Here is a 22,831-nt window from a genome sequence, read left to right as displayed (position 1 = left end):
AATCTTGCCATGTAATCCAGAAGTTCTCTTCTGCCAGGACCTAAATTTTATGGTGCTCGTTTGAGTTCAATGGGTGCTCTGCTTGAAAAGCCAATGATTATGCGGTCTTTACACCAAATCAAGGGTTGCGAAAGGCGCTCTCATACACCAAATCAAGGGTAACTGAGGTGCCGTTCATACACCAAATCAAGGGTTGGAGTGCGAAAAACCTGCTGAATCTGTCATAGATATCGCATCCGCCACGGGGGAAGCCGTGCAACCATTGAACTTTTCGGCTTGCGCGGGTTACGTGAATTAGTGATTCGAGACATCGCCCACGAGCGCTCCATGATGCAACCCTGCCGGTACCCTGAAATCGTGAGTAGTGAGATTTTCAAGCCGCGCAACATCATCGTGACCGGCGGATGTGGGTTTATCGGAGCCAATTTCGTGCGCTATGTGGCATGTAACCATCCTGACGTGCACATAACCGTGCTCGACAAGCTGACATATGCAGGAAATCCGCAAAATATCGCCGGTCTCCCGCAGTCACAAGTAGAACTTGTGCAAGGTGACATTTGCGATGCTGCACTACTGGAACGTATCGTGCCCGGGCATGACGCGATCGTGCATTTCGCGGCCGAATCGCATAACGACAATTCCATTGCCAATCCTGAACCCTTCATCACAACGAATGTGGAGGGTACGTTCCATTTGCTTGAAGCCGCCCGTAAGTATGACGTACGATTCCACCACATCAGCACCGACGAAGTGTACGGCGACCTTGCACTCGACGATCCACGCAGATTCACCGAAAGTACGCCATACAAGCCGTCGAGTCCGTACAGTGCGTCGAAAGCGGCGTCCGACCAGCTGGTGCGCGCATGGGTGCGCACGTACGGTCTACGCGCCACGATTTCCAACTGTTCCAACAATTATGGGCCATACCAGCATGTGGAAAAGTTCATTCCGCGGCAGGTCACATCCATCATGGAGGGTGTGCGGCCGAAACTGTATGGCACTGGTGAGAACGTGCGCGACTGGATTCATACGGAAGACCACTCTTCCGCGGTGTGGGAGATTCTGACGCGCGGGCGAATCGGCGAAACGTACCTGATTGGCGCGGACGGCGAAATGAGCAACATTGCCGTAATGCGTATGATTCTGCGGCTTATGGGGTGTGCGGAGGACGCATTCGACTGGGTGTGTGACCGTCCTGGGCATGATCGACGGTACGCGATCGATTCCAATAAGCTGCGTACCGAACTCGGCTGGCGGCCCGTGCACACCGATTTCGAAGCCGGTTTGCAAGCGACCATCGCTTGGTATGCTGCCAACCGCGCCTGGTGGGAGCCCGCCAAAGCCGCCACCGAAGCCCGCTACCGCGCCCAAGGCCAGTAAGAATTCGGTTCGTGTGGCGCAAGCCGGACAATTGAAGTTCGGTAAGCGGTGATCGAGGAGACACGTTGCAGGCGAGTCAACCTCGCCGGGGAATGGATGTGTGGTTTGGCGTACATTTTGTTCGCTAGCCTTAGTTGCAGATCCAGGTTTGGTGAAGGATGAAAAACGGCCGCACCTCGAAGGTGCGGCCCCTATTGCGTCTCCTGGTGCGTGGCAACTGACAACTTTTGTTAAATGGAAGGTGTTGTCAAGCCTCTAAGCGACGCGAGGTCGCGCCTGCACGGCATAGATGCGTAATTCATGGGCATATCTCGCTTATGTATGGCAGATTTTGGGGTTTGTACGGAGGCATCTCGCTTATGTATGGCAGTCTGTTTTTGAAACAAGCCAGTTAGGGGGTAATTTTGCACCCTCTAACTGCGGTCTTTCCGGAATGACCTGCCATATATAAGCGAAATGTCTCCGGGCGACCTGTCGAATCTGCCATATATAAGCCCGATATGGTGGGAAAAAGTTTTATTGGGCGGAAATCGATGGCTGAATCTCGTTGGGTCCTACGATGGTCTCATCTAAAGCAACGGACCGTCAAACAGTTCGTCGTGGGATCCCATGCGAATGAATCGGATTGTCGACGCTTCCGGCCGCTCCGAGTAGATCACCAACACATCCATTTTCCCTTCGGCAAGATGGAATTCCGCATATCCCGAGTAGATTCCTCGTGGGTGATCAAGCATGTGAGGATTATATGATTCCGGAACGTGTCCGTACTCCTCAATAGCTTCGATTACATATTCGAGTTCCGTTACGATTTGAGGTATCCGTCGTGAGATGCGTTTGAAGTCGGTCTGAAATTGTTGGTCGAATTTAATGGTAATCATCGCGCTTTGCCTGTTCAGCCGTGATTGTTGTGCAGCCAGGCGATGGCGTCTTGCGCGCTGTTGAAGGTGGCCGCGTCGTCTGGGAGGATACCGCGTTCCTTGGCTTCGGCTTCGAGCATGGCGCGCTTGGTCTGCTCGTTTGGTTCCGCGGCGCGCGCGGAAGTGTCGAAAGGCAGGCGCTGCTGGTTCACGAGCTGGATGCTTGCCATGGTCACGTAAGTGTTGAAATTCATGCCTATGGCGTCGAGTGTCTGGTTGACCCGAGCTTTCAGATCGTCGTTCATGCGAATGGTAATATTGCCCATCTGAATCACCTGCCCTAATCTTGCGTGCAATTAATGTGTATTCTACGTCAAATGCACGCATAATGCAAAATAAAGGAAAGTCGGTAGATGGTATCTCGCTTATGTATGGCAGATTTTGGGGTTTGTACGGAGGCATTTCGCCTATGTATGGCAGTCTGTTTTTGAAACAAGCTAGTTAGGGGGTAATTTTGTATCCTCTAACTGCGGTCTTTCCGGAATGACCTGCCATATATAAGCGAAATGTCTCCGGGCGACCTTCCGAATCTGCCATATATAAGCCAGATACGATGCGAAAGCGCTTGTAATGGGGGCGAAGTTGCAGACTTGGATGACTTTGGCCCCGTTAAACGTAGGGTTTGGCGCTGACGTCGGCGCTAACCGTCGGGGCGGCTTACTTGACTTACTTGGCGGACTCGAGTTTGAGTTCTTGGCTGGCGACCACCGACTTGGCGGCCGCGTCGAGTTCGTTGGTGATGTTGCGCAGGTTGTCGGCGTATTTGCGAATGTCGTCCGTCGCTTTGGTGAAGTCGCTGGCATTGCCGCTTGCGGGGCATGCTGGCGCGCTTTCCACGGCTTTGGCCAGTGTGATCGCATCCTTCAGGGTTTCGAGCGTGGTGCCGTCCGCCACGTCATTCACGGTGAGTTTCGCTGCTTCTTCAGCTTCTTGTTGCGCTTCTTCAAAGTTCTGCTGATGCGTGGCGAGCGCCTTCGCATTCAACGTGCAGGTGTCGCTGGCGGCTTGTGTCATTTCTCTCTTGTTGGAGACTGCGATGATGGCGACGGCTGCGAGCGCGATGGCAGCTACTGCGATCATGGCGATGATGGCGATGGTCTTGCGCTGTTTCACATTGTTTTTCTGCATGGTTGGCTGCATGGTGGTTCCTCTCTTCTTGTGTGGCTCTCATTTCAGACAAAACGTTGTGAGTATACAAAAAACACTTCCGAGAAACGATTTACCGCTGGAAATAATGCGGATTATTTTGCTGTGAAAGGAATTTGTTTGTGATTGCGATGCTGGGCGCGTCAGGATCGCATGGCATTTATGCTGGAGGGAGAAACGTTTTAAGGGGGTTTGATGGCGTATCGTGCGACACTGAAGGATGTGGCCGCTGCTGCGGGGGTGTCTGTGACGACGGTTTCGCTGGTGTTGAATAATCGACCGGCTCGCGTGTCTGAGGAGAAGCGCAAGGCCATTGCCGACGCGGCGAAGAAGCTGAATTACGTGCCGAATCAGAGCGCGCGAAGCTTGGTGACCAAGCAGTCCCAGCTGGTTGCGCTGATCGTGCCTGATATTGAGAACTTGTTTTTCGCGGCGCTTGCCAAGTGTGTGGAGGATGAGTGCGCCGCGCAGGGGTATTCGCTGATTGTGGCCAATTCCGATGATTCGCGTGTTACCGAGCATGAGTTGTTGCAGCGCCTTCCGGCTCGTGGGGTGGACGGTGTGATGCTGATTCCGGCGCGCGAGTCCTGCGCTGGCGATGCTGTTGAGCGGTTGCGTGAGGATGTGGCGCTTGTGTCGTGCCCTGTGGTGTTGATTGATCGTTTGACGCAGTGCGGTTGGTGCGATGCCGTTGGTTTTGACAATTATCTTGGCGGTCGTTTGGCTGCCCGTTATCTGTTGGAGGGTGGTCATACTCGTATTGGCATTGTGACTGGCGATACTGCGGAGTCGAGTGCTGCGGAGCGTCGTCGTGGGTTTGTGGATGCCGTCGAGCAGGCGGGGGAGTGTTTCGATTCGTCGCTGTGCGTTGAGGGGGATTACCGTTTCGGTAGTGGCTATCATGCTGCGGATCAGATTATTGATGGCGGTGCGACGGCCGTGTTCTGCTGCAATGATGTGATGGCGCTTGGTTTCCGTCAGCGTATGGCGGAACGTGGGTTGCGCGTTACTGAGGATATGCAGGTGATTGGTTACGACAATATTCTCAAGCGATTCGGGCTTGGTTGGCGTATGACCACCGTTGAGCAGAGTGTGGCTGATTTGGCCGCCGCCTGTTGGGGTATGTTACGTGAGCGGATTGATGTTGCGATTCGTACCAAATCCGGCGTGGATTCGAGGGCTGCTCGCCCGTGGCTTTCTAATCCGCAGGTTGAAGTGCTTACGCCGAAACTGGTGCAGGCCGCCTGCGCGTAGGATTGAGGATTTTTAGATACCTGCGGATCATGATGAGACGGGTGGCGCTGATAAATCTTGATTAAAGTGTCGTCGGAGTTTCTTATACGGTTAAATTGTTGGAAATAAAAGCAACACGCCGTAGGGTAGTGCCGAATTTGCGTTCTTGATAAAACGCTTTATCATAAATCTTGTCAACACAACACAATCGAGAATGTGCTCGATGTATAACTGACGACGCACCCGTATGGTGGTGGACCGTCGTCAGGCCCGTCAAAGAGGAAAGGCACACACATGAAAAAGATGATTCTTGATCTTGATACCGGCGTTGATGACGCGCTTGCCATTTCGTATGCTCTGGGAAGCCCGGAGATTGAACTGATCGGCATCACCGGCACCTACGGCAACGTGCTCGTCGAGCAGGGTGTGCGCAACGCACTGGCCGTGACCGACCTGCTCGGCCACCCGGAAGTCAAGGTGTATCAGGGTTTGCCGCACTCCAGCACCACCGACCATTTCGAAGTACTGCCAATCTCCGCGTTCATCCACGGCGACAACGGCATCGGCGACGTGGAAATCCCTGATTCCAACCGTTCCGTCGAAACCGAATCCGCGGTAGACTTCATCATCGACGCAGTGAAGACCTATGGCAAGGATCTCGTCTACGTGCCGACCGGCCCGATGACCAACATCGAAGCCGCACTGAAGAAGGCTCCGGAAATCAAAGACGAAATCGGCCAGATCGTGCTCATGGGTGGCGCACTGACCGTGCCCGGTAACTGCAACGCCTGCATGGAAGCCAACATTTCGCAGGATCCGGAAGCCGCCGACTACCTGTTCCGTTCCGGCGCTCCGACCACTATGATCGGCCTCGACGTGACCCTGCAGACCCTGCTCACCTACAAGGAAACTCAGCAGTGGCGCGATCTCGGCACCAAGGCCGGCAAGTTCCTGGCCGACATGACCGACTTCTACATCAAGGCCTACGAGACTACGTCCCCGCACCTGGGCGGCTGCGGCCTGCATGATCCGCTCGCCGTCGGCGTGGCGGTGGACCCGACCCTCGTCACCACCCTTGACATCAACATGAAGGTCGACGTGGAAGGTCCGACCCGTGGACGCACCATCGGCGACGAAACTCGCCTGAACGACCCTGTCAAGACCATGAAGGTGGCCGTCGGCGTTGACGTGCCGCGCTTCCTGAACGAATTCATGACCCGCATCTCCGGCCTCGCGGCCAAAGCCGAATAAGCGTAACCAGCCAAACAATCGCGTATCACAAATCGCGTATCGCGTATCGCGCAATTCGAGAGAATCAAGGATTTTTACAATGTCTAACAAAACAACCGCTGTGACCAGCGCCGCATCCGCTGATCCGTTCGACGATCCGGTGACCAGCAACAAGATGGCCATCCGTTCCCTGATCCCGCTGCTGATCACCTTCGTGCTCGGCACCCTGTGCCTGCAGGGCTTCAACCTCGTGTTCCAGCAAGTCGGCGCCGACGTCGGCGCTCCGAACCAGGCATCCCTGATCACCGCATTCCCCAGCATCGTGCTCGGCATCGTGTGCTTCATCTACGGTTCCCTGGGCGACTTCGTCTCCCTGCGTAAGCTCGTGACCGTCGGTCTCGTCACGCTGTTCATCGGCTCCCTCTTCGGTTTCGTGGCAAACTACTTCTTCGCCGCAAACCTGTGGACCGTGATCATCGCCCGTGTGCTGCAGACCGCAGGCGAACAGGTGGCGGGCTCAGCCTTCTTGGTGGTGGCCACTAAGTACTTGCGTAACGATTTGAAGGTCATCTTCTTCGGCCTGTTCACCGCCGCATACCAGCTGTCCGCTTCCATCGGCGTGTTCGCAGCCGGCATGCTCAGCTCCATCGCATGGCAGTTCCTGTTCCTGATCCCAGCCGTCACCATCCTGTTCCTGCCGATCCTGCTCAAGACCCTGCCGTCCAAGAGTGGCAACGGCCAGAAGGTCGACGCATTCGGCTTCGTGATCTTCGGCTTCGCCACCGCATTCCTCACCCTGTTCTTCTCGTACATGGCATGGTGGATGCTCGTGGTCTCCCTGCTGCTGTTCGTGGCATTCGCCTTCTACATCAACAAGGCCTCCAACCCGTTCATCACCCCGGCGTTCTTCAAGAACACCCGTTGGCTGCGCGCCATCTGCCTGATCCTCGTGTTCTACTTCGTGAACTACGCACTGAGCCCGATCTTCAATGCCATTGGTACCAACATCTACGGCATGACCACCACCCAGGTTTCCCTGCACATCGTGTGGGCCTTCGTGGTCGCCGCTGTGGTGGGCACCTGCTCCGGCATGATCATCCGCAAGATCGGCATCAAGGCCGGCATCGTGACCGCAGGCACCCTCATGTTCCTGGGATGGACCGGCGCGGCATTCTGCGTGAACTCCGGTTTTGTGGTGCTGACCCTGTGCGCATGCGTGTTCTACGCGGGCTGTGGCCTTATGTACTCTCCAGTCGTTTCCACCGTGCTCGGCACCATTGAGAAGGACGAATCTGGTCGTGGCGTCGGCATGAACGATCTGGCTATGAACGTATCTCCGTCCATCGGCATTGCCATCATCGGCAGCCTGCTCGGCTCCAACGCCCTCGCAGGCAGTTCCATCACCGGTGCTACCGGTGACGCCGCCAACTATTCCAACCTGCTGCTGATCGCCGCCGGTACCGCACTGCTTGGTCTGATCGTGTTCTTCGTCTTCAAGAAAAAGATCTACGAAGGCAACCATGCGTTGGAAACCGAGGAATCGGCTAAGTAATCGCACATAACATCCTCGATATAAACAATGGAGATTTGCGATAATTGCGATTACTGAAAAACAATATTCCGCAAATCTCCTTTTTATTTAATTAATGTAAGGAAGTCAAAGATGAGCGCGACTGAAGTTCTCTCTGCATTGGACCGCATCCACGGCACGGTGTCCGTAATCGGCTCGATGAACGCGGATTACACTGTCACCGCACAGCGTCTGCCAGGGCCGGGGGAGACCATCACCGGCGGCCCGCTGCAGTTGCTGCCGGGCGGAAAATCCGGCAATCAGGCGGCCGCCGCAGCGCGCATCGGCGCAACCGTGCAGATGTTCGGCGCGGTCGGCTCCGATTCCAACGCCGACTTCCTGCTGGGCGCCCTGGGCGAGGCGGGCGTGAATACCACGCATGTTCGCCGCGTGCTCGGACCATCCGGCACAACCGTGATCACCGTGGACGCAGCCGGCGAAAACACTATCGTGTACTCGCCGGGTTCCAACGCGCAGGTCACCGTGGATTATGTTGAATCCGTGCGCGAGGCGCTGGTACGTTCTTCCGTGCTTGGCCTGTGCTTGGAAAGCCCGATCGAAACGGTGACGGCCGCCGCACGCATGTGCCACGAAGCGGGCGTGAAGGTGTTGCTCAACGATTCGCCGTTCACCCCGTCGCTGCCGGCCGAACTGGTGGAAGCATCCGACATTCTGCTCGTCAACGAGCATGAGATGGTGCAATTGCTGGGCATCGACGAGCCTGAAAACGATGATTGGGACGGTTTCGACTGGGATCATGCGCTGGAAGCGATGCGCGGATTCGGTTTCGAACAGGCGATCGTGACGCTCGGCGGCGACGGTTCCGTGGTGTTGGATTCCACTTCGGCAGCGCCGATCCAGCGAATTGCCCCCGTGCGCGTTAACGCGGTGGATACCACCGGTTGCGGTGACTCCTTCATGGGCACCGTGCTGGCTGGACTCGCCTCGGGCATGACATTGAGCGAAGCGGCCGAGCTTGCCTCATACGTGTCCGCATACGCTGCCACCGGTTATGGCGCGCAGGCCTCTTATGGCAATGCTGCGCAAATCCGTGAAGCATTCGCCAAATAACGGAAGCGAGGATGCCTATCGGACGCTAGCCAGATTTCTCTTTTCTCTCTTGATACGCGGGGTGCCGCATCCTACCGACGTAGGATGCGGCACCCCGTTTTTGGGAAGATCTGACATTAAAAACTCGCCGACCGGATGGGGGCGAGTTTTTGTTACGTTGAAAAGATTGCGCGAATCAGGCGTAAATGTTGCGCGGACGCATGTCTTCGGGCAAGCCGTTGAGCAGCGTGGAAACGGAGCCGGATTCGAACACGGAACGGATGCCGGCAGCCAGTAGCGGAGCTACGGACAGCACGGTCATGTTCGGCAGACGCTTCTCCTCCGGAACGGGCACGGTGTCGGTGAGTATGATCTCCTTGGCACCGCAATTCCTCAGGCGTTCCACAGCCGGGCCGGACAGCAGACCATGGGTGGCAACCAACGTCACGGACTTCGCGCCGGCATTGTTCAGCGTGCGCACAGCTTCGCAAATGGTGCCCGCGGTGTCGATCATGTCGTCAACCACCACGCAGTCGCGGCCTTCGACTTCGCCGATAATGCCATGTGCCTCGGCATGGTTCGGGCGAGTGATGTCACGAGTCTTGTGGATGAAGGCGAGCGGCAGATTGCCAAGCTTTGCGGCCCATTGCTCGGAAACCTTGATACGGCCAGCATCCGGAGACACGATGGTGGTGTTCTCAAGCGGCATGTTGTTACGCACGTAGTCGAGCAGCACCGGAGTGGCGGTGAGGTGATCGACCGGACCATCAAAGAAACCCTGCTCCTGGGCGGCATGCAGGTCAACCGTCATAATACGGTCGGCGCCGGCTGCGCGGAACAAGTCGAAAATCAGGCGGGCGGTGATGGGTTCGCGGCCCTGATGCTTCTTATCCTGGCGCGAATAGCCAAGGAACGGCGCGACCACTGTGATGGAGCGGGCGGAAGCACGCTTCATGGCGTCAACCATGATGAGCTGTTCCATGATCCACTTGTTGATCGGCTCGGTGTGCGCCTGCATCACGAACGCATCGGCACCACGCACCGGTTCGGTGTAGCGCACGTACATCTCGCCGTTAGCGAAATCGTAGGCCGTGGTTTCAAGCACGTCGATTCCCAGGTATTTCGCGGTTTCATGGGCTTGATCAGGGTATGCACGACCCGTTACCAAAGCCAGTTTTTTATCCGGAGTGCCTTCGAGAATCGCCGACATGCTTCGCCTTCCACAAATCTAGAGTCGCGTAAATACGGTATGCCAACCGTACAAAAGTAGCTGTATTCAATATAACAATGCGGGTGCCCATGACGCGCCTGTTTTGCGGAACGTGCGCGATTGCCGCTCGTCCAGCAGAAGGGCTATGCTGAACAGGTTGTCTGAAATGCATCTTTATACCTCTTATATAGATGTGTGAAGGCAGTACGCATACACACTCCTGCCATGGAAGGTCCATGGCCGATAGTCCGAAGGAGGTGGGTGATGTCTGCGCATAAGTACGAACTGATGTTCATTGCCGATCCTGAGCTGGATGAGCGTGGTCTGAAGAAGCTGACCGAGCAGTATCTGGAAACTGTCACCAAGGAAGGCGGTGCTGTCGAGAACATCGACATCTGGGGCCGTCGCAAGCTTGCCTACGAGATCGCTGGCAAGACCGAAGGTAACTACGTTGTGGTCAACTACTCCGCTGAGCCGGCCACCAGCGACGAACTCGATCGTCTGCTGAACCTGAACGAATCCGTCATCCGCACGAAGATTCTTCGCAAGTAAGTAATTCCAAGCTTTTCAAGCTGCAAAACAACAAGCTGCAAAGTAAGTAGGTAACGATGTCAGGCGAAACGATTATCACTGTGGTGGGTAACCTCACCGCTGATCCCGAAATCCGTACAGTTGGCAACGGCTCGTCCGTGGCCAGCTTCACGATTGCCTCCACTCCGCGTACCTGGAACCGTAATACGGGCCAGTTTGAAGATGGTCAGGCCCTGTTCATGCGCTGCTCCGCGTGGCGCGACATGGCCGAACATTGTGCGCAGAGCTTAAGCAAGGGCATGCGCGTGATCGCGCAAGGTCGTTTGCAGCAGCGTTCCTACCAGGCGAACGATGGTTCCCAGCGCACGGTCGTCGAGCTTCAGGTCGATGAGATTGGCCCGTCCCTGCGCTATGCGACCGCCCAGGTCACCCGAACCTCCAGTGCTAACAGTGGTAATTTTGCCGGCAATCGTGGTGGCAACAATTTCGCTGGTGGCAATGGCGGATTCAACAATGGTGGCTTCGCCGGCAATGCCGGTGGCTATCAGGGTGGTGCCGGATATTCCGGTGGTGCAGGCTATCAGGGCGGAGCTTCCGCTCCAGCCAACGCCGCGCCCGCCATGCAGCCCGCTCCGGCATCGGATCCGTGGGGCAGCTCGGATAATTCCGGTTCCTCCTCGTTCGGTTCGTTCGGTTCCTCCGAGTTCGGCGGAAACAGCGACGAACCGGAATTCTGATCCGATCTGGATCGCAGCTTAAAGCAGCTTAGAAGAAAAGCGATTTCCAGTTTTTAAGGAGAACATCAAGATGTCACGCAAGAGGCCGCAGCCGCCGGTCAAGCCGTTTAAGAAGAAGCCGAATCCACTGAAGGCCGCCAAGGTCACCGAGATCGATTACAAGGACGTTGCCCTGCTGCGCAAGTTCATTTCCGATCGCGGCAAGATTCGTTCCCGTCGTATCACCGGTGTTTCCGTGCAGGAACAGCGCGAGCTCGCCAAGGCTATCAAGAACGCCCGCGAGATGGCTTTGCTGCCGTACGCCACTTCCGGTCGCTGATCTGAGAGAGGTTTGAACAATGGCTGAAGCTAAGGTTATTCTTACCAAGTCCGTCAATCACCTGGGTCACCCGGGCGACGTCGTGACCGTCAAGGCCGGTTACGCTCGCAACTACCTGATCCCGCAGGGCCTCGGCTTTGCTTGGTCCAAGAACGCTGCTGCCCAGATCGAGGCCATGAAGCGCGCTCGTCTGGCCAAGGCCGTCGCCACCCGCGAAGAGGCTGTTGCAGCCAAGGGCCTGATTGAGGGTTCCGTCGTCGAAATCGCCGCCAAGGTCTCCGAGTCTGGCAAGCTGTTCGGTGGTGTCTCCGCCGACAAGATCGCCATCGCTCTGTCTTCCAAGGCTGCCGTCAACCCGAAGAACATCACCGTGGATCCGATCAAGACCACCGGCGAGTTCGCTGCGACCGTCGCTCTGCACCCGGAAATCACCGCTTCCTTCACCGTGAAGGTTGTCGCTGAGTGATTTCGGCTCCATTCATCAAGACTGCATTCGTTGCAGCCATGATGAATGACTTCAGACTGAGATACGTCTGAGCTTAAGCATGGAAAATCCCCCTGCGCCAGCTGAAAACAGTTGTGCAGGGGGATTTTCATATTTGATCAGTTGTAGCCACCGTCATTAGTTGGTTTGTCGCAACTTGGGCACGTCATGGTCGTTACTTTCCTTCTCTCGTGCGGAAACGGTGCTTGGAAGCAACCTAAGCTCAATCCTTAAGTGGGTGTTGCGTGAAGCATGCTGATTCACTCAAGAAGAGCGATTTACCGTCAGTTTTCATGCATGGCTGTGCAAATGAATTAGCGGGAGCGTTTAGGGCAACTGGATTGCAAGGAACTGAATTTGTGAAGAAATTGTGATTTCCTGCCTTGATTGTGCTCTTTAGGTAGGAAATATGATGGTTGAATCGCGTTTTTCTGCGATTTGCGCAATATGTCGAAATCGTTGAAAAATAGCGGTTTTACAACCGCGACACGCCGAAAGTTGCATTCTTCTCGATTCTGAGTATATTTACTTTTCGTGCTCAGCGAGAACAAAACCTCGCAAGACCAACGCCCCTTTAGCTCAGTTGGTTAGAGCAGCTGACTCTTAATCAGCGTGTCCAGGGTTCGAATCCCTGAGGGGGCACAGATAAAGCCTTGGAACTTCGGTTCCAAGGCTTTTTTGTTTTCCGATTTCCGTATGACTGTCCGGCAAGCCGCCGGCCTGTCAAACCTTTTTGTGCTCGACTTCCAGTGTGGGGAGTAGTGTTGGACGCTGTTGTCCGCCGAGAGCGGAATCGACATCAATCTGATTCTTACAGAGAAGAAGCAATAGAGGAAACAGCAGTGGAATACTCGACTTTTGTCAAACTTGCGGCCGAATTCTTCGGTACCGCCATTCTGATGATCTTCGGCAACGGCGCTGTCGCGAACGTTGAACTGAAGAACACCAAGGGCCACCATGCAGGCTGGCTGAACATCGCCATGGGCTATGGCTTCGGCGTGATGTTCCCGGTGCTCATGTTCGGTGGCGTTTCCGGCGCGCACATCAACCCGGCCATGACCATCGCCCAGGCGGTGAACGGCCTGTTCGACTGGAATCTGGTGCTGCCGTACATCATCGCTCAGCTGCTCGGCGCCGCAGTCGGTCAGCTCGTGGTATACATCACCTACTATCCGCACTATAAGGACACCGAAGACGCCGACGCCATCCTCGGCACTTTCTGCACCACCGACGCTCACAACGATCGCGTGAACTACTTCGTCAACGAGTTCTTCGGCACCCTCGTGCTCGTGGTCGGCGCACTGTGCTGTCTGTCCCTGCCGTGGGGTGAGGAAGACCATGCTGCCGCATCCATCGCGGTTGGTTTCATCGTGTGGGGCCTCGTGACCTCCATGGGTGGTCCGACCGGTCCTGGCCTGAACCCGGCCCGCGATCTCATGCCGCGACTGCTGCACGCCATCCTGCCGATTCCGTCCAAGGGCTCCTCCCGCTGGGACGAGGCTTGGATTCCGGTCGTCGCCCCGGTTCTGGGCGCTATCGTCGGTGTGGCCATGTTCAAGCTGTTCGTCTGATCGTCTGCAGTCATTCGTGATTTGTTTGTCTGACTGTCACATAAGTTGCGTTTGACATATAAGAACTGACATGCAAAGCCTGTTTTCCTCGGAAATTTTCTGGTTCGGGGGAAACAGGCTTTTTGCATGCCCATTATTGGCTGGTAGCGTTGCCTTGGAAGAGATATGCTGCCACCCGCGTGACGTCAGCATAAGACTGCGGAATAAGCGGAAATAAAACTGCAGAATAGGGCCTATAGTCCGAAATACGCGTTGAACTCGGCTTGGTCGAGTACACGATCCGAAGTGTTGGCGCGAACGGCGCTCCAACTGAATTCGTCAAGCGCTTCGGCGGCGTTCATAGGCTGCGGCTTGGTATGTTCCGGATTGCCTTGCAATCCAAGCAGCCATGCGCAATAGCCGATGATCTGTTGCGCGGTGACGCCATATGCCGTGAGAATACCGAGATCGAGCGAGCGTTCGCGTTTGGCGAGGCGTTGACCGGCCGCGTTGTCGATAAGGGGCAGATGCGCGTATGAAACGGCCGCATCGGCAGGTTCGGAAGACTGGAATCCCGCAGCAATAAGGGCTTTGCGGATATAGATTTGCAAAGCGTTGGAGCGTAGCAGGTCGCGGCCGCGCACAATGTCGGTGATGCCCATGTCAAGATCGTCCACGGTGACGGCCAGCTGATAGGAGTAGATGCCGTCCGATCGGCGGACGATGGTGTCGCCGATGTCTTGGGCGAGGTTGTAATGCTGGTTGCCGAACACTTCGTCGTGAAAGGCGATGGTGGTGTCGGTGGTGGCGATGCGCAGCGAATGGCGGTCTCCGCTGGCGAGACGTTGCTTCACGCGTTGCGGGTCGTTGGCGATGAGTCGGTGGCATGTTCCCGGATATACGGTGAAACGGTCGCCTTCCTGCGGTGCCGACGCGGCGCGGATGTCGGCGCGCGAGCAGAAGCAGGGGTAGATGAGCGGCGTTGCGCCAGGTGTGTTTATGGTGTTGTTTGCGGTAGTGCCGTAGGAATCGGAATCGTAGGAACCGATGCCGATAGTGCTGATAGTATCGCTGATTTCGTCAATGTTGAGGTTGGTGAGAAGATTGAGCGCTTCCTGATATAGGGTGTGTCGCGCCGATTGGAATACTGGTTCGCCGTCCCAGTCGAGACCGAGCCAGCCGAGGTCGTGCATCATGGTTTCGGCAGCGCCGGGAACGACCCTCGGTTCATCGATGTCTTCAATGCGCAATCGTATGGAATCGCCTGTTTTACGTGCGGAAAGCCAAGCTCCAAGCATGGCGTAGACATTGCCGATATGCATGCGGCCTGATGGGGTGGGTGCGAATCGGCCGGTCATGGTGACTCCTTTGATACATCGATGGTGACAGTATGCAACTGTACCTTCTGGGACTCATTCAGGTTCAGCGTAGGGCGATTCGGGTGGCGCAAACCCCCATACCAGTGTGTATAAGGTGGTAGTATGTGCCGTTCCGGTACGTTCGTTTGCGAAGGTAATCTGCGAGCGTGGAAAAGGTATTCCGTTTTGTCGGGTGAATGAGGTCGATATGACGAAAAGGCAGTTTAGCAACACGGAGGTCGAGTATCTTCGTGCGTTGCCGGCGGTTGAGTCGGTTACGCAGAACAGAATCACGTATTCGCGTGATTTTCAAATCAGCTGCATGCGCAGATATTTGGATGGCGAGAGGCCAAGTTCGATTTTCACGTCGGCTGGATTGAGTCCTGCGATTGTCGGTCGCAAGCGTGTGGAGCGTAATATCGCGCGCTGGAAGGTGGATCCGGATATCATGGCCGCCGCGAAAAGCGGAGGTTCGTCGGGGCCGTTGTCTGCCGAGACGCGCGAGCGACTGGTGTCCGTTCAGCCGGGGCAGATTCGGTCGTTGACATGTCAGGTACTTGAACTGAAGGATCGCATCGACGTTTTGGAACGGCAATTGAAAGAAATACAGAGATGAAGTGCGATAGCTGAAAAAAATAGATTGTTTTTTCGGCGCGTGTTTAGTAAATCTTCCATATAGTGATTGTCGGACGGAGTCTTTGAAGTCCCCCCTTCTGCTGACGTCTGTTTTATTGGCCCGTGCGAATATTGGTTGCTTTATCGCTTCGCTTCAGACCGTCGTACGGGCTTCTTCTTACTCTGGTAGAGGTAGTTGGGATTAAATGTAAGAGGCTGAACATGACCGCATATATGGATCATAAGAATCTTGCCAATGAGGTGATCGACGACGTGCGCGCCGTGCAGATCGCCGATGGCGTGCATCGCGTGTTGGATCGTATCGCGTCGGCCGAGCAGCATGCTGGTCGTGACGCGGGTTCTGTGCGCCTGCTTGCCGCTACGAAGACGCGCGATGTGGGCGAGATCATGGCGGCGATCGACGCGGGCGTGCGCATGATCGGCGAGAATCGTCCGCAGGAAGTGACGGCGAAGGCCGAAGGGTTGATGGCGCGTTGCGCGGAACGCGGGTTTGCGTTGGGTGTTGCCGACGATTCCGGCATCGCGTCCGCTTCAGACGATTCCGAAGTTGCTTGCGAGCGCATTCCGTTCCATCTGATTGGCCAGCTGCAAAGCAATAAGATCGGCAAGGTGTTGCCGGTCGTCAATGCCATCGAATCGGTTGATTCCCTTGATCTGGCGGAAAAGATTTCACGTAGGGCGGTGGCACGCGGCATCACCGTGGGTGTGCTGCTGGAAGTCAATGAATCGGGCGAGGCGTCGAAATCCGGTTGCAATCCGGCGTATGCCATTCGCGTCGCGCAGAAAATCGGCACATTGGACGGGCTTGAATTGCAGGGTCTGATGACCATTGGCGCGCATGTGAGCGACGAAACCGCCATTCGCCGGGGATTCGAGCATCTGCGTAGAACTCGCGATCATATTCTCGAATCGGGGGAGCCTGGCACGCAGTCTTGCCGTGAACTGTCGATGGGTATGACTGGCGATATGGAACTTGCGATCGCGGAAGGATCCACTATCGTGCGCGTCGGCACCGCGATTTTCGGTGAGCGTGCTTTTATCTGACGTTTTCTTCCTGTGACGGGCCTTCGCATGATGTGATGGCCCGTTTTTTTTTTCGATGTTTTTGATTGTCGGGCGTTGCATGTCGATGATATGGACGATTCGACGATTGTTGCGGGTAGACTGGCAAGCATGAGAATCGCACGTTTTTCGCATAATGATGTACCGCAATACGCTTTCGTGCAGACCGATGAAAGCGACGGTAAGGACTATCTCGTAGCGCTTGAGGGGCATCCTCTGGCCGGTGCCGGCGTGAAGCCGACCGGCGAGCGTTTTCCGGTGGACGGCGATGGCATCCGTCTGCTCTCTCCGGTGATTCCGTCGAAGGTGTATGGTCTGGCCAAAAATTATGAGGCGCACGCGCAGTTCATGCATGAAGCCGGCCATTCCGATATCAAGCATGCTCCGGAAGACATGGTGATCTTCTCCAAGCCGAGTACGTCGGTGATCGGTCCGGATGATCCGATTGTGATTCCGTCATATTCGAACGACATGAATTTCGAGCCGGAAGTGGCTGTGGTGATGGGCCGCATCGCCAAGAATGTGTCGGTCGAACAGGCCATGGACTATGTGCTCGGTTTCACCTGCGTGAACGATGTGACATTGCGCGATCTGCAGGGGCTTGACCCGATGTGGACGCGCGCGAAGGGCTTCGACACGTCCTGCCCGCTTGGCCCGTGGATTGTGACTCGTGATGACTTGGATTGGAAGGATGCGAAGATCTCCTTCACGCTGAATGGCGAGGATGTCGAGTTGGCTTCCGGCACCACGGCGAACCTGATTCACGGCATTCCCGAGCAGATTGCCGCGATTTCCAGCTTTACGACGCTGCTGCCGGGCGATGTGATTCTGACGGGCACCCCGAACGCTTCCGGACATCTCGATCCGGGCGACGAGGCAATCGTGCACGTCGAAGGCATCGGCAGCCTGCGCAATGTGGTAGTGCGCGGCTGATCGTCGATTGGCATATTGCGGATATGAAGGCCGTCATCTTTCGTGGATGGCGGCCTTTTCGCGTTTTTTCACGACTTTCCGTGCGGTGGGCAAAAGTTGAGTGTTGCGGACTCAACTTTTGGGAATAGAATGGTGGTGAAGTCGGTTGAGCATATCAGACAACGACATATGCGTCGACGCAACCGTGCGAAAACCGGACGTTCGACGCGAACCATGGAGGATGATATGGAACAGAAGTTCACCACAATGGCGCAGGAAGCCATTTCCGACGCCGTGCAGAACGCGTCGGCTGCAGGCAACGCGCAAGTCGAAACCCTGCACCTGCTTGACGCGCTGCTGCGTCAGGAAAACGGCGTAATCCGCGGACTGATCGAAGCTGCGGGAGGCAACGCGCAGAACATCAGCGCAGCCGTGCACCAAGCGCAAGACGCGCTGCCGAGCGCCAGCGGATCGACCACCGCGCAGCCGCAGGTCAGCAGGCAACTGTCCGCCGTGCTTGCACAAGCGGGCAAGGAAATGCAGCAGATGGGCGACGAATACGTCTCCACCGAACATCTGCTCATCGCCATCGCAGCGGCAAAACCAAACCAAAGCGCGCAAATCATGGAACAATACGGCGTGACCGCCGACGCACTACGAAAAGCTGTGCCATCGATTCGAGGAGGCGCGAAAGTGACCAGCCCCGATGCTGAAGGGTCGTATAAAGCCCTCGAAAAGTACTCGACCGACCTGACCGCGGCCGCGAAAGAAGGCAAACTCGACCCGGTGATCGGTCGCGATCAGGAAATCCGCCGTGTGATCCAGATCCTGAGCCGCCGCACCAAAAACAACCCGGTCCTGATTGGCGAGCCGGGCGTGGGTAAAACCGCCGTGGTGGAAGGCCTCGCACAGCGCATCGTCGCCGGCGACGTGCCGACAACCTTGCAAAACAAGAAGCTCATTTCGCTTGATTTGGGCTCCATGGTGGCCGGTTCAAAATACCGTGGCGAATTCGAGGAACGTCTGAAGAGCGTGCTGCAGGAAATCAAGAACGCCGACGGGCAGATCATCACCTTCATCGATGAGATCCACACCATCGTCGGCGCGGGCGCGGCCGAAGGATCCATGGATGCGGGCAATATGCTCAAGCCCATGCTTGCACGCGGCGAACTACGCCTGATCGGCGCCACTACGCTCGATGAATACCGTGAGAACATCGAAAAGGACCCGGCGTTGGAACGTCGTTTCCAGCAAGTGTTCGTAGGAGAGCCGAGTGTTGAAGACACCATCGCCATTCTGCGCGGCATCGCGCCGAAATACGAAGCCCACCACAAGGTGACCATCGGCGACGACGCGCTCGTGGCCGCGGCAACACTGTCGAACCGGTATATTTCCGGCCGTCAGTTGCCAGACAAGGCCATCGACCTGGTGGACGAGGCCGCATCCCACCTGCGCATGGAACTCGACTCCTCGCCTGAGGAAATCGACGAACTGCAACGCCAGGTCGACCGACTCAAAATGGAGAAGTCATACCTGCTTGGCAATCCGAAAGACGATGCCGCCGCAAGCAAAGCCGAAAGCGAGCTTGACGAAAGCGCCAAGGAACGTCTCGACGACCTCAATAAGGAAATCGCAGACAAAAGCGAAAAACTCAACGGTCTGAAAGCACGCTGGGACGCCGAAAAGAACGGACACAACCGCATCGGCGACCTGCGCAAGAAGCTCGATGAACTGCGCACCCAAGCCGAACGGTACGAGCGCGAAGGCGATCTGGCGAAATCCTCCGCCATCAACTATGGCGAAATTCCGGCCATCCAGAAGGAAATCGCACAAGCCGAACAAAACGAGGCGGTGGCCAAGAATGGTGCGGCCGGCGTGACTGGCGACGACGGCGCGGCGGATGACATTCCGATGGTGCCGGACCGCGTCGACGCCGATTCCGTGGCCGAAATCGTGTCCGACTGGACGGGCATTCCCGTCGGTCGCCTCATGCAAGGCGAAAACGAGAAGCTGCTGACCATGGAAGATTACCTCGGCAAGCGTGTGATCGGCCAGAAAGAAGCTATTCAAGCTGTTTCTGATGCAGTACGCCGATCGCGCGCGGGCATTTCCGATCCGAACCGCCCGACGGGATCGTTCCTGTTCCTTGGACCGACCGGCGTGGGTAAGACGGAACTTGCCAAGGCGCTCGCCGACTTTCTGTTCGACGATGAAAAAGCCATGGTGCGCATCGACATGAGCGAGTACATGGAGAAGGCCTCCGTGTCTCGTCTGATTGGTGCTGCGCCGGGCTACATCGGCTATGAGGAGGGTGGTCAGCTGACTGAGGCCGTGCGTCGCCGCCCGTATTCGGTGGTGCTGTTCGATGAGGTTGAAAAGGCCAATCCTGAAGTGTTCGACGTGCTGTTGCAGGTGCTCGACGACGGCCGCTTGACCGACGGGCAGGGTCGAACCGTGGACTTCAAGAACACGATTCTGATCATGACCTCCAACCTTGGCTCGCAGTTCCTGGTGAACACCGAACTGGATGACGAAGCCAAGAAGAAGGCCGTGATGGACGCCGTGCACATGCAGTTCAAGCCGGAATTCATCAACCGCTTGGATGAACTGGTCATGTTCCACCCGCTTACACGCGAAGAACTTGGCGGCATCGTGGACATTCAGGTGGCGCAGGTTTCGGCCCGCTTGGCGGATCGCCGCATCAAGCTGGATGTTACCGATTCGGCGCGCGATTGGCTCGCCAACACCGGTTACGATCCGGCGTATGGCGCTCGCCCGCTGCGTCGTTTGGTGCAAACCGAAGTCGGCGACCAGCTGGCGCGCATGCTGCTGGCTGGCGAAGTGCACGACGGCGACACCGTGCTTGTGGACCAGACCGGCGGCGACCATTTGGAGCTTTCCTCGTGGGCTCCGGGGCAGATCGACGACGATTTTTCGGCGGAAGCTAAGTGACGGTCGGAGTCATTCGGCTGATCGGTTTGGCCTGACTGACTGTCGCTTGGCCAAGTCGCGAAAACGGTCTAACCGTTGACGATGGGCGGATTGCGCATATGCGGGTCCGCCCATTTTTCGCGACTGCGCGATTTTTTGCGAAAACCGTTTTTACCGTGACGGTTGGCGGTCGTATGCCTGCAAAACCAAGCCTGCGACCGTCAAAACCGTCGCACCGATCAACACGGCAATCGTAAGCTTCGGCTGAAGTCCGAAAATCAGCCACAAAGCGAACGTCCAAACCGCGATGACCATCGTCACGGTCGCGGTAATCTGCGTTACCCGCGTGCGAATCTCATATACGATGCTGGCTTGGATAAGCGTATCCGTGCTTTGCTGTGTTTCTTGTGTTTTTTGCGTTTCCTGCGATTGTATTTCCTGCGTCTCTTGCAATTGTGCGGTCGAAATATCGCCTTCCGATGCTTTCTTTGCCGTGGGGCGTTGCTCGATCATCGAAATTGCAAGCGCCAGCACGGCGACCATGCTTGCGAAAGCGAAACATTGGTTGCGTGATCTTTCGGGGGAAAGCCACGACACCACGCACGCCAGCAGGCTGTAAGCGTACACGATGGTCATGGCGAGTGACAGCAGCGAATCCGCGTTAGGCGTGCGGCTTTTCAGGGCGGCGGTGCCATGATTGTGCATCGGCGCGGCGCAATAGAACATGACCGGTGTGGCGATGATGGCGTGCAGCCATGGATTGGTCAGCCAGTGGGGGAGTGCGATGCCGCCGAATGTCAGCATGGTTACGGTGAATGTGGGAATGGTCAGTATGGTTGCGATGGCGAGACGCTTGGCGATGTCGCTTCGGTGTGTTTCGCCGGCTTCCTCGTCTGGATTTTCGGTGTGATTCTCGGCGGGCTTTTCATCGGTGATGCGCTGGCAGGAGGGGGCTATGCCATCGTTTTCGCTTAGGAATAGCCTGAGGATGGCCCAAGTGGCCACGGCCGCCGCAACAATTGCCGCCACCGTCATGAACAAATCGAATCCCATGTGTTTCCGAACCCCCGGATTGCCTCTTGAATACCTCTCGAATATTCAGCGTGCTCGCGTTGCCGCCATGTTCGTGAGCACGCTTCGGCTCCAAGCATAATGCAGCTGGGCGCGGTTGTCTTGCGAAGCTTGATCTTTCAAGATGTCCTGGGCATGCTGTTATATAGAACATATGTTCGACAATCCTGTGTTTGTGGTGATTCTTCTGGTGGTTGTGGCCGCGCTTGGAGCTGCGGCCGGCTTTTTCGCGGGCCGCGCTAAAGGGCAGGAAATGGCCCGTGATGCGAAAACCGCTGATCTTAACGAGGTAAAAGCGCAGATCGAAGCTGATCGGCAGGAAATCAGCGAATTGTCCACATCGGTGACCCAATACCGTACGCAGGCGGAAGGGTTGGCCCAACAGTTGACCTATCTCAAATCGCAGCTCGCGCAGGCCCAGCGGGCCGAACAGGAACGTGTGGAGCGTGAGCGTGAGCGTGCCGCGGCCGAAGCGGAACGCAAGCAGGCCGAAAACGAGCGAAAACTGCAGGAGCAGAGCAAGGTATTGTCAGCGCTCGCGCCCGTGCAGAAGAATCTTGATGCCCTGCAGCAGAAGGTTTCACAAATCGAAGAGGGCCGCAAGCGGGAAATGGGTGCGCTTGGCGAACAACTCAAGGGCCTTGGCGAACAGCAGGCCCGTCTTGACCGCGAGACCAACGCTCTGTCGTCCGCGTTGCGCAACAACAAGGTGCGCGGCGCGTGGGGTGAGGCGCAGTTGAGGAATATCGTGGAATCCGCCGGGCTGCTGGAACACGTGGATTTCGATACGCAGGTGGTCGTCACCGATGCGGACGGTCGCGCGCAGCGTCCGGATATGATCATCCACATGCCGGGCGGCAAGACCATTCCGATCGACGCAAAGGCCCCATATGCCGACTATCAGAAAGCGTGTGAAATTCCCGACACCGCCACGCCTGAGGAGTTGGCACGAAAGTCGGAATTGCTGCATGCGCATGCCAAAGCGGTGCGCGATCATGTGAAAACCTTGGGCGACAAGGCCTATTGGAATGCGTTCGACGACGCGCCGGACTTCGTGATCGCCTTCATTCCCAACGAATCCTTGTTGCAGGCGGCTTTGGAAACCGATCCGACGCTGATGGATGACGCGTTTGCGCGCAAGGTTGCTTTGACTTCGCCGATTACCTTATGGGCGGTGCTGAAGTCCGTGGCGTACGCATGGCAGCAGCAAAGCCTGACCGATGACGCGAAAATGCTGTTCGACCTGTCTCGCGAATTGTATGAACGGTTCGCCGTGCTCGGGGACCGTGCCACCAAGCTGGGGTCCGCCATCACCAAAACGGTCGGTGCCTACAATGCGTTCGCCTCGTCGTTGGAATCACGCGTGTTGGTCACCGCACGCAAGTTGCAGCGCGTCGACCAGAGCAGAATCATCGAACCCGTGAGCATGATCGCGCCCGAAAAGGCCGATGTCCGCGAACTCAACGCTCCCGAAACCAGTGCACAGTAATCTTTGCCTGATACG

General features: G+C 56.5%; 21 protein-coding genes and 1 tRNA gene. 16 read left to right on the top strand and 6 right to left on the bottom strand.

All coding sequences use genetic code 11. From position 1 onward, the window contains the following. Nucleotides 1–330: 330 nt before the first annotated feature. Nucleotides 331–1,380 (top strand): dTDP-glucose 4,6-dehydratase, encoded by a 1,050-nt coding sequence (gene rfbB, locus NBH13_RS05790; RefSeq protein WP_250779278.1) that lies wholly within the window; start codon nt 331–333, stop codon nt 1,378–1,380. A 569-nt stretch (nt 1,381–1,949) separates the two neighbouring features. Here the strand turns inward: rfbB and NBH13_RS05785 are convergent. The 3 genes from NBH13_RS05785 to NBH13_RS05775 all read right to left on the bottom strand — a co-directional run bounded on the left by NBH13_RS05785 (nt 1,950) and on the right by NBH13_RS05775 (nt 3,437). Continuing rightward, complete coding sequence (locus NBH13_RS05785; protein WP_226669216.1) at nt 1,950–2,258, bottom strand: type II toxin-antitoxin system RelE/ParE family toxin; 309 nt, start codon at nt 2,256–2,258, stop codon at nt 1,950–1,952. A 14-nt stretch (nt 2,259–2,272) separates the two neighbouring features. Then, nucleotides 2,273–2,563 (bottom strand): type II toxin-antitoxin system RelB/DinJ family antitoxin, encoded by a 291-nt coding sequence (locus tag NBH13_RS05780; RefSeq protein WP_034879801.1) that lies wholly within the window; start codon nt 2,561–2,563, stop codon nt 2,273–2,275. A gap of 400 nt (nt 2,564–2,963) precedes the next feature. Next, nucleotides 2,964–3,437 carry a hypothetical protein gene (locus NBH13_RS05775; protein WP_144090925.1) on the bottom strand — a complete coding sequence of 158 codons (474 nt, stop codon included), beginning with the start codon at nt 3,435–3,437 and terminating at the stop codon, nt 2,964–2,966. A gap of 201 nt (nt 3,438–3,638) precedes the next feature. Here NBH13_RS05775 and NBH13_RS05770 point away from each other — a divergent pair, with 201 nt between their 5' ends. The 4 genes from NBH13_RS05770 to NBH13_RS05755 all read left to right on the top strand — a co-directional run bounded on the left by NBH13_RS05770 (nt 3,639) and on the right by NBH13_RS05755 (nt 8,547). Continuing rightward, nucleotides 3,639–4,697 (top strand): LacI family DNA-binding transcriptional regulator, encoded by a 1,059-nt coding sequence (locus NBH13_RS05770; protein WP_234737466.1) that lies wholly within the window; start codon nt 3,639–3,641, stop codon nt 4,695–4,697. A gap of 273 nt (nt 4,698–4,970) precedes the next feature. Next, nucleotides 4,971–5,927, top strand: coding sequence for a nucleoside hydrolase (locus tag NBH13_RS05765; protein WP_117656552.1), 957 nt, complete (start codon nt 4,971–4,973; stop codon nt 5,925–5,927). 79 nt (nt 5,928–6,006) lie between these two features. Next, nucleotides 6,007–7,458: an MFS transporter gene (locus tag NBH13_RS05760; RefSeq protein WP_144171207.1), complete on the top strand. Its 1,452-nt coding sequence runs from the start codon at nt 6,007–6,009 to the stop codon at nt 7,456–7,458. A 111-nt stretch (nt 7,459–7,569) separates the two neighbouring features. Continuing rightward, complete coding sequence (locus tag NBH13_RS05755; protein ID WP_144164723.1) at nt 7,570–8,547, top strand: ribokinase; 978 nt, start codon at nt 7,570–7,572, stop codon at nt 8,545–8,547. Nucleotides 8,548–8,722: 175 nt separating this feature from the next. Here the strand turns inward: NBH13_RS05755 and NBH13_RS05750 are convergent, their stop codons facing one another. Beyond that, on the bottom strand, nt 8,723–9,736 hold the full coding sequence (locus NBH13_RS05750) for a ribose-phosphate diphosphokinase (protein WP_144171209.1): 1,014 nt from the start codon (nt 9,734–9,736) through the stop codon (nt 8,723–8,725). 264 nt (nt 9,737–10,000) lie between these two features. Between NBH13_RS05750 and rpsF the strand changes: the two genes are divergently transcribed. The 6 genes from rpsF to NBH13_RS05720 all read left to right on the top strand — a co-directional run bounded on the left by rpsF (nt 10,001) and on the right by NBH13_RS05720 (nt 13,378). Further along, nucleotides 10,001–10,288, top strand: coding sequence for a 30S ribosomal protein S6 (gene rpsF / locus NBH13_RS05745; RefSeq protein ID WP_003810120.1), 288 nt, complete (start codon nt 10,001–10,003; stop codon nt 10,286–10,288). A 56-nt stretch (nt 10,289–10,344) separates the two neighbouring features. Beyond that, nucleotides 10,345–11,004, top strand: a complete 660-nt coding sequence (locus NBH13_RS05740; protein ID WP_250779241.1) for a single-stranded DNA-binding protein — start codon at nt 10,345–10,347, stop codon at nt 11,002–11,004. A 70-nt stretch (nt 11,005–11,074) separates the two neighbouring features. Continuing rightward, nucleotides 11,075–11,323: a 30S ribosomal protein S18 gene (rpsR, locus tag NBH13_RS05735; RefSeq protein ID WP_003833963.1), complete on the top strand. Its 249-nt coding sequence runs from the start codon at nt 11,075–11,077 to the stop codon at nt 11,321–11,323. A 19-nt stretch (nt 11,324–11,342) separates the two neighbouring features. Then, on the top strand, nt 11,343–11,789 hold the full coding sequence (gene rplI / locus NBH13_RS05730) for a 50S ribosomal protein L9 (RefSeq protein WP_099571973.1): 447 nt from the start codon (nt 11,343–11,345) through the stop codon (nt 11,787–11,789). 586 nt (nt 11,790–12,375) lie between these two features. Further along, a tRNA-Lys gene (locus NBH13_RS05725) sits at nt 12,376–12,449 on the top strand. A gap of 200 nt (nt 12,450–12,649) precedes the next feature. Continuing rightward, nucleotides 12,650–13,378 carry an MIP/aquaporin family protein gene (locus NBH13_RS05720; protein ID WP_099571972.1) on the top strand — a complete coding sequence of 243 codons (729 nt, stop codon included), beginning with the start codon at nt 12,650–12,652 and terminating at the stop codon, nt 13,376–13,378. Nucleotides 13,379–13,611: 233 nt separating this feature from the next. Here the strand turns inward: NBH13_RS05720 and NBH13_RS05715 are convergent, their stop codons facing one another. Next, entirely contained in the window at nt 13,612–14,715 is a 1,104-nt protein-coding gene (locus NBH13_RS05715; protein WP_250779240.1) for a glutamyl-Q tRNA(Asp) synthetase, read from the bottom strand. A 208-nt stretch (nt 14,716–14,923) separates the two neighbouring features. On the opposite strand from NBH13_RS05715, the gene NBH13_RS05710 reads away from it, so the two are divergent. The 4 genes from NBH13_RS05710 (at nt 14,924) to clpB (ending at nt 20,277) form a co-directional block, all read left to right on the top strand. Further along, nucleotides 14,924–15,331, top strand: a complete 408-nt coding sequence (locus tag NBH13_RS05710; RefSeq protein ID WP_250779239.1) for an HTH domain-containing protein — start codon at nt 14,924–14,926, stop codon at nt 15,329–15,331. A 221-nt stretch (nt 15,332–15,552) separates the two neighbouring features. Continuing rightward, entirely contained in the window at nt 15,553–16,395 is an 843-nt protein-coding gene (locus tag NBH13_RS05705; protein WP_033501455.1) for a YggS family pyridoxal phosphate-dependent enzyme, read from the top strand. A gap of 129 nt (nt 16,396–16,524) precedes the next feature. After that, the gene (locus NBH13_RS05700; protein WP_099571998.1) at nt 16,525–17,346 is read left to right on the top strand and encodes a fumarylacetoacetate hydrolase family protein; all 822 of its coding nucleotides are present in this window, start codon (nt 16,525–16,527) and stop codon (nt 17,344–17,346) included. Between the two features lie 225 nt (nt 17,347–17,571). Beyond that, on the top strand, nt 17,572–20,277 hold the full coding sequence (clpB, locus tag NBH13_RS05695; protein ID WP_250779277.1) for an ATP-dependent chaperone ClpB: 2,706 nt from the start codon (nt 17,572–17,574) through the stop codon (nt 20,275–20,277). Between the two features lie 150 nt (nt 20,278–20,427). On the opposite strand, the gene NBH13_RS05690 is transcribed toward clpB, so the two are convergent. After that, a complete protein-coding gene (locus NBH13_RS05690; RefSeq protein WP_250779238.1) occupies nt 20,428–21,309 on the bottom strand; it encodes an HAD family hydrolase in 882 nt (293 codons plus the stop codon). Between the two features lie 172 nt (nt 21,310–21,481). On the opposite strand from NBH13_RS05690, the gene NBH13_RS05685 reads away from it, so the two are divergent. Then, nucleotides 21,482–22,816: a DNA recombination protein RmuC gene (locus NBH13_RS05685; protein WP_250779237.1), complete on the top strand. Its 1,335-nt coding sequence runs from the start codon at nt 21,482–21,484 to the stop codon at nt 22,814–22,816. The last annotated feature ends 15 nt before the right edge of the window (nt 22,817–22,831 follow it).

This window comes from Bifidobacterium intestinale, assembly GCF_023656765.1.
GTDB classification, from domain to species: Bacteria; Actinomycetota; Actinomycetes; order Actinomycetales; family Bifidobacteriaceae; genus Bifidobacterium; species Bifidobacterium hominis.
The sequence above is the reverse complement of the archived record's forward strand: the minus strand, read 5'-3'. Positions and strand labels throughout refer to the sequence as shown.

What these genes read in the sequence shown, in the direction of transcription:
- NBH13_RS05770 (WP_234737466.1), top strand. Translation starts at nt 3,639, where the DNA reads ATGGCGTATCGTGCGACACTGAAGGATGTGGCCGCTGCTGCGGGGGTG.
- NBH13_RS05775 (WP_144090925.1), bottom strand. Translation starts at nt 3,437, where the DNA reads ATGCAGCCAACCATGCAGAAAAACAATGTGAAACAGCGCAAGACCATC.
- NBH13_RS05740 (WP_250779241.1), top strand. Translation starts at nt 10,345, where the DNA reads ATGTCAGGCGAAACGATTATCACTGTGGTGGGTAACCTCACCGCTGAT.
- NBH13_RS05690 (WP_250779238.1), bottom strand. Translation starts at nt 21,309, where the DNA reads ATGGGATTCGATTTGTTCATGACGGTGGCGGCAATTGTTGCGGCGGCC.
- NBH13_RS05760 (WP_144171207.1), top strand. Translation starts at nt 6,007, where the DNA reads ATGTCTAACAAAACAACCGCTGTGACCAGCGCCGCATCCGCTGATCCG.
- NBH13_RS05750 (WP_144171209.1), bottom strand. Translation starts at nt 9,736, where the DNA reads ATGTCGGCGATTCTCGAAGGCACTCCGGATAAAAAACTGGCTTTGGTA.
- NBH13_RS05765 (WP_117656552.1), top strand. Translation starts at nt 4,971, where the DNA reads ATGAAAAAGATGATTCTTGATCTTGATACCGGCGTTGATGACGCGCTT.
- rplI (WP_099571973.1), top strand. Translation starts at nt 11,343, where the DNA reads ATGGCTGAAGCTAAGGTTATTCTTACCAAGTCCGTCAATCACCTGGGT.
- clpB (WP_250779277.1), top strand. Translation starts at nt 17,572, where the DNA reads ATGGAACAGAAGTTCACCACAATGGCGCAGGAAGCCATTTCCGACGCC.
- NBH13_RS05710 (WP_250779239.1), top strand. Translation starts at nt 14,924, where the DNA reads ATGACGAAAAGGCAGTTTAGCAACACGGAGGTCGAGTATCTTCGTGCG.
- rpsR (WP_003833963.1), top strand. Translation starts at nt 11,075, where the DNA reads ATGTCACGCAAGAGGCCGCAGCCGCCGGTCAAGCCGTTTAAGAAGAAG.
- NBH13_RS05755 (WP_144164723.1), top strand. Translation starts at nt 7,570, where the DNA reads ATGAGCGCGACTGAAGTTCTCTCTGCATTGGACCGCATCCACGGCACG.
- NBH13_RS05700 (WP_099571998.1), top strand. Translation starts at nt 16,525, where the DNA reads ATGAGAATCGCACGTTTTTCGCATAATGATGTACCGCAATACGCTTTC.
- rpsF (WP_003810120.1), top strand. Translation starts at nt 10,001, where the DNA reads ATGTCTGCGCATAAGTACGAACTGATGTTCATTGCCGATCCTGAGCTG.
- NBH13_RS05715 (WP_250779240.1), bottom strand. Translation starts at nt 14,715, where the DNA reads ATGACCGGCCGATTCGCACCCACCCCATCAGGCCGCATGCATATCGGC.
- NBH13_RS05705 (WP_033501455.1), top strand. Translation starts at nt 15,553, where the DNA reads ATGACCGCATATATGGATCATAAGAATCTTGCCAATGAGGTGATCGAC.
- NBH13_RS05685 (WP_250779237.1), top strand. Translation starts at nt 21,482, where the DNA reads ATGTTCGACAATCCTGTGTTTGTGGTGATTCTTCTGGTGGTTGTGGCC.
- NBH13_RS05780 (WP_034879801.1), bottom strand. Translation starts at nt 2,563, where the DNA reads ATGGGCAATATTACCATTCGCATGAACGACGATCTGAAAGCTCGGGTC.
- rfbB (WP_250779278.1), top strand. Translation starts at nt 331, where the DNA reads ATGCAACCCTGCCGGTACCCTGAAATCGTGAGTAGTGAGATTTTCAAG.
- NBH13_RS05785 (WP_226669216.1), bottom strand. Translation starts at nt 2,258, where the DNA reads ATGATTACCATTAAATTCGACCAACAATTTCAGACCGACTTCAAACGC.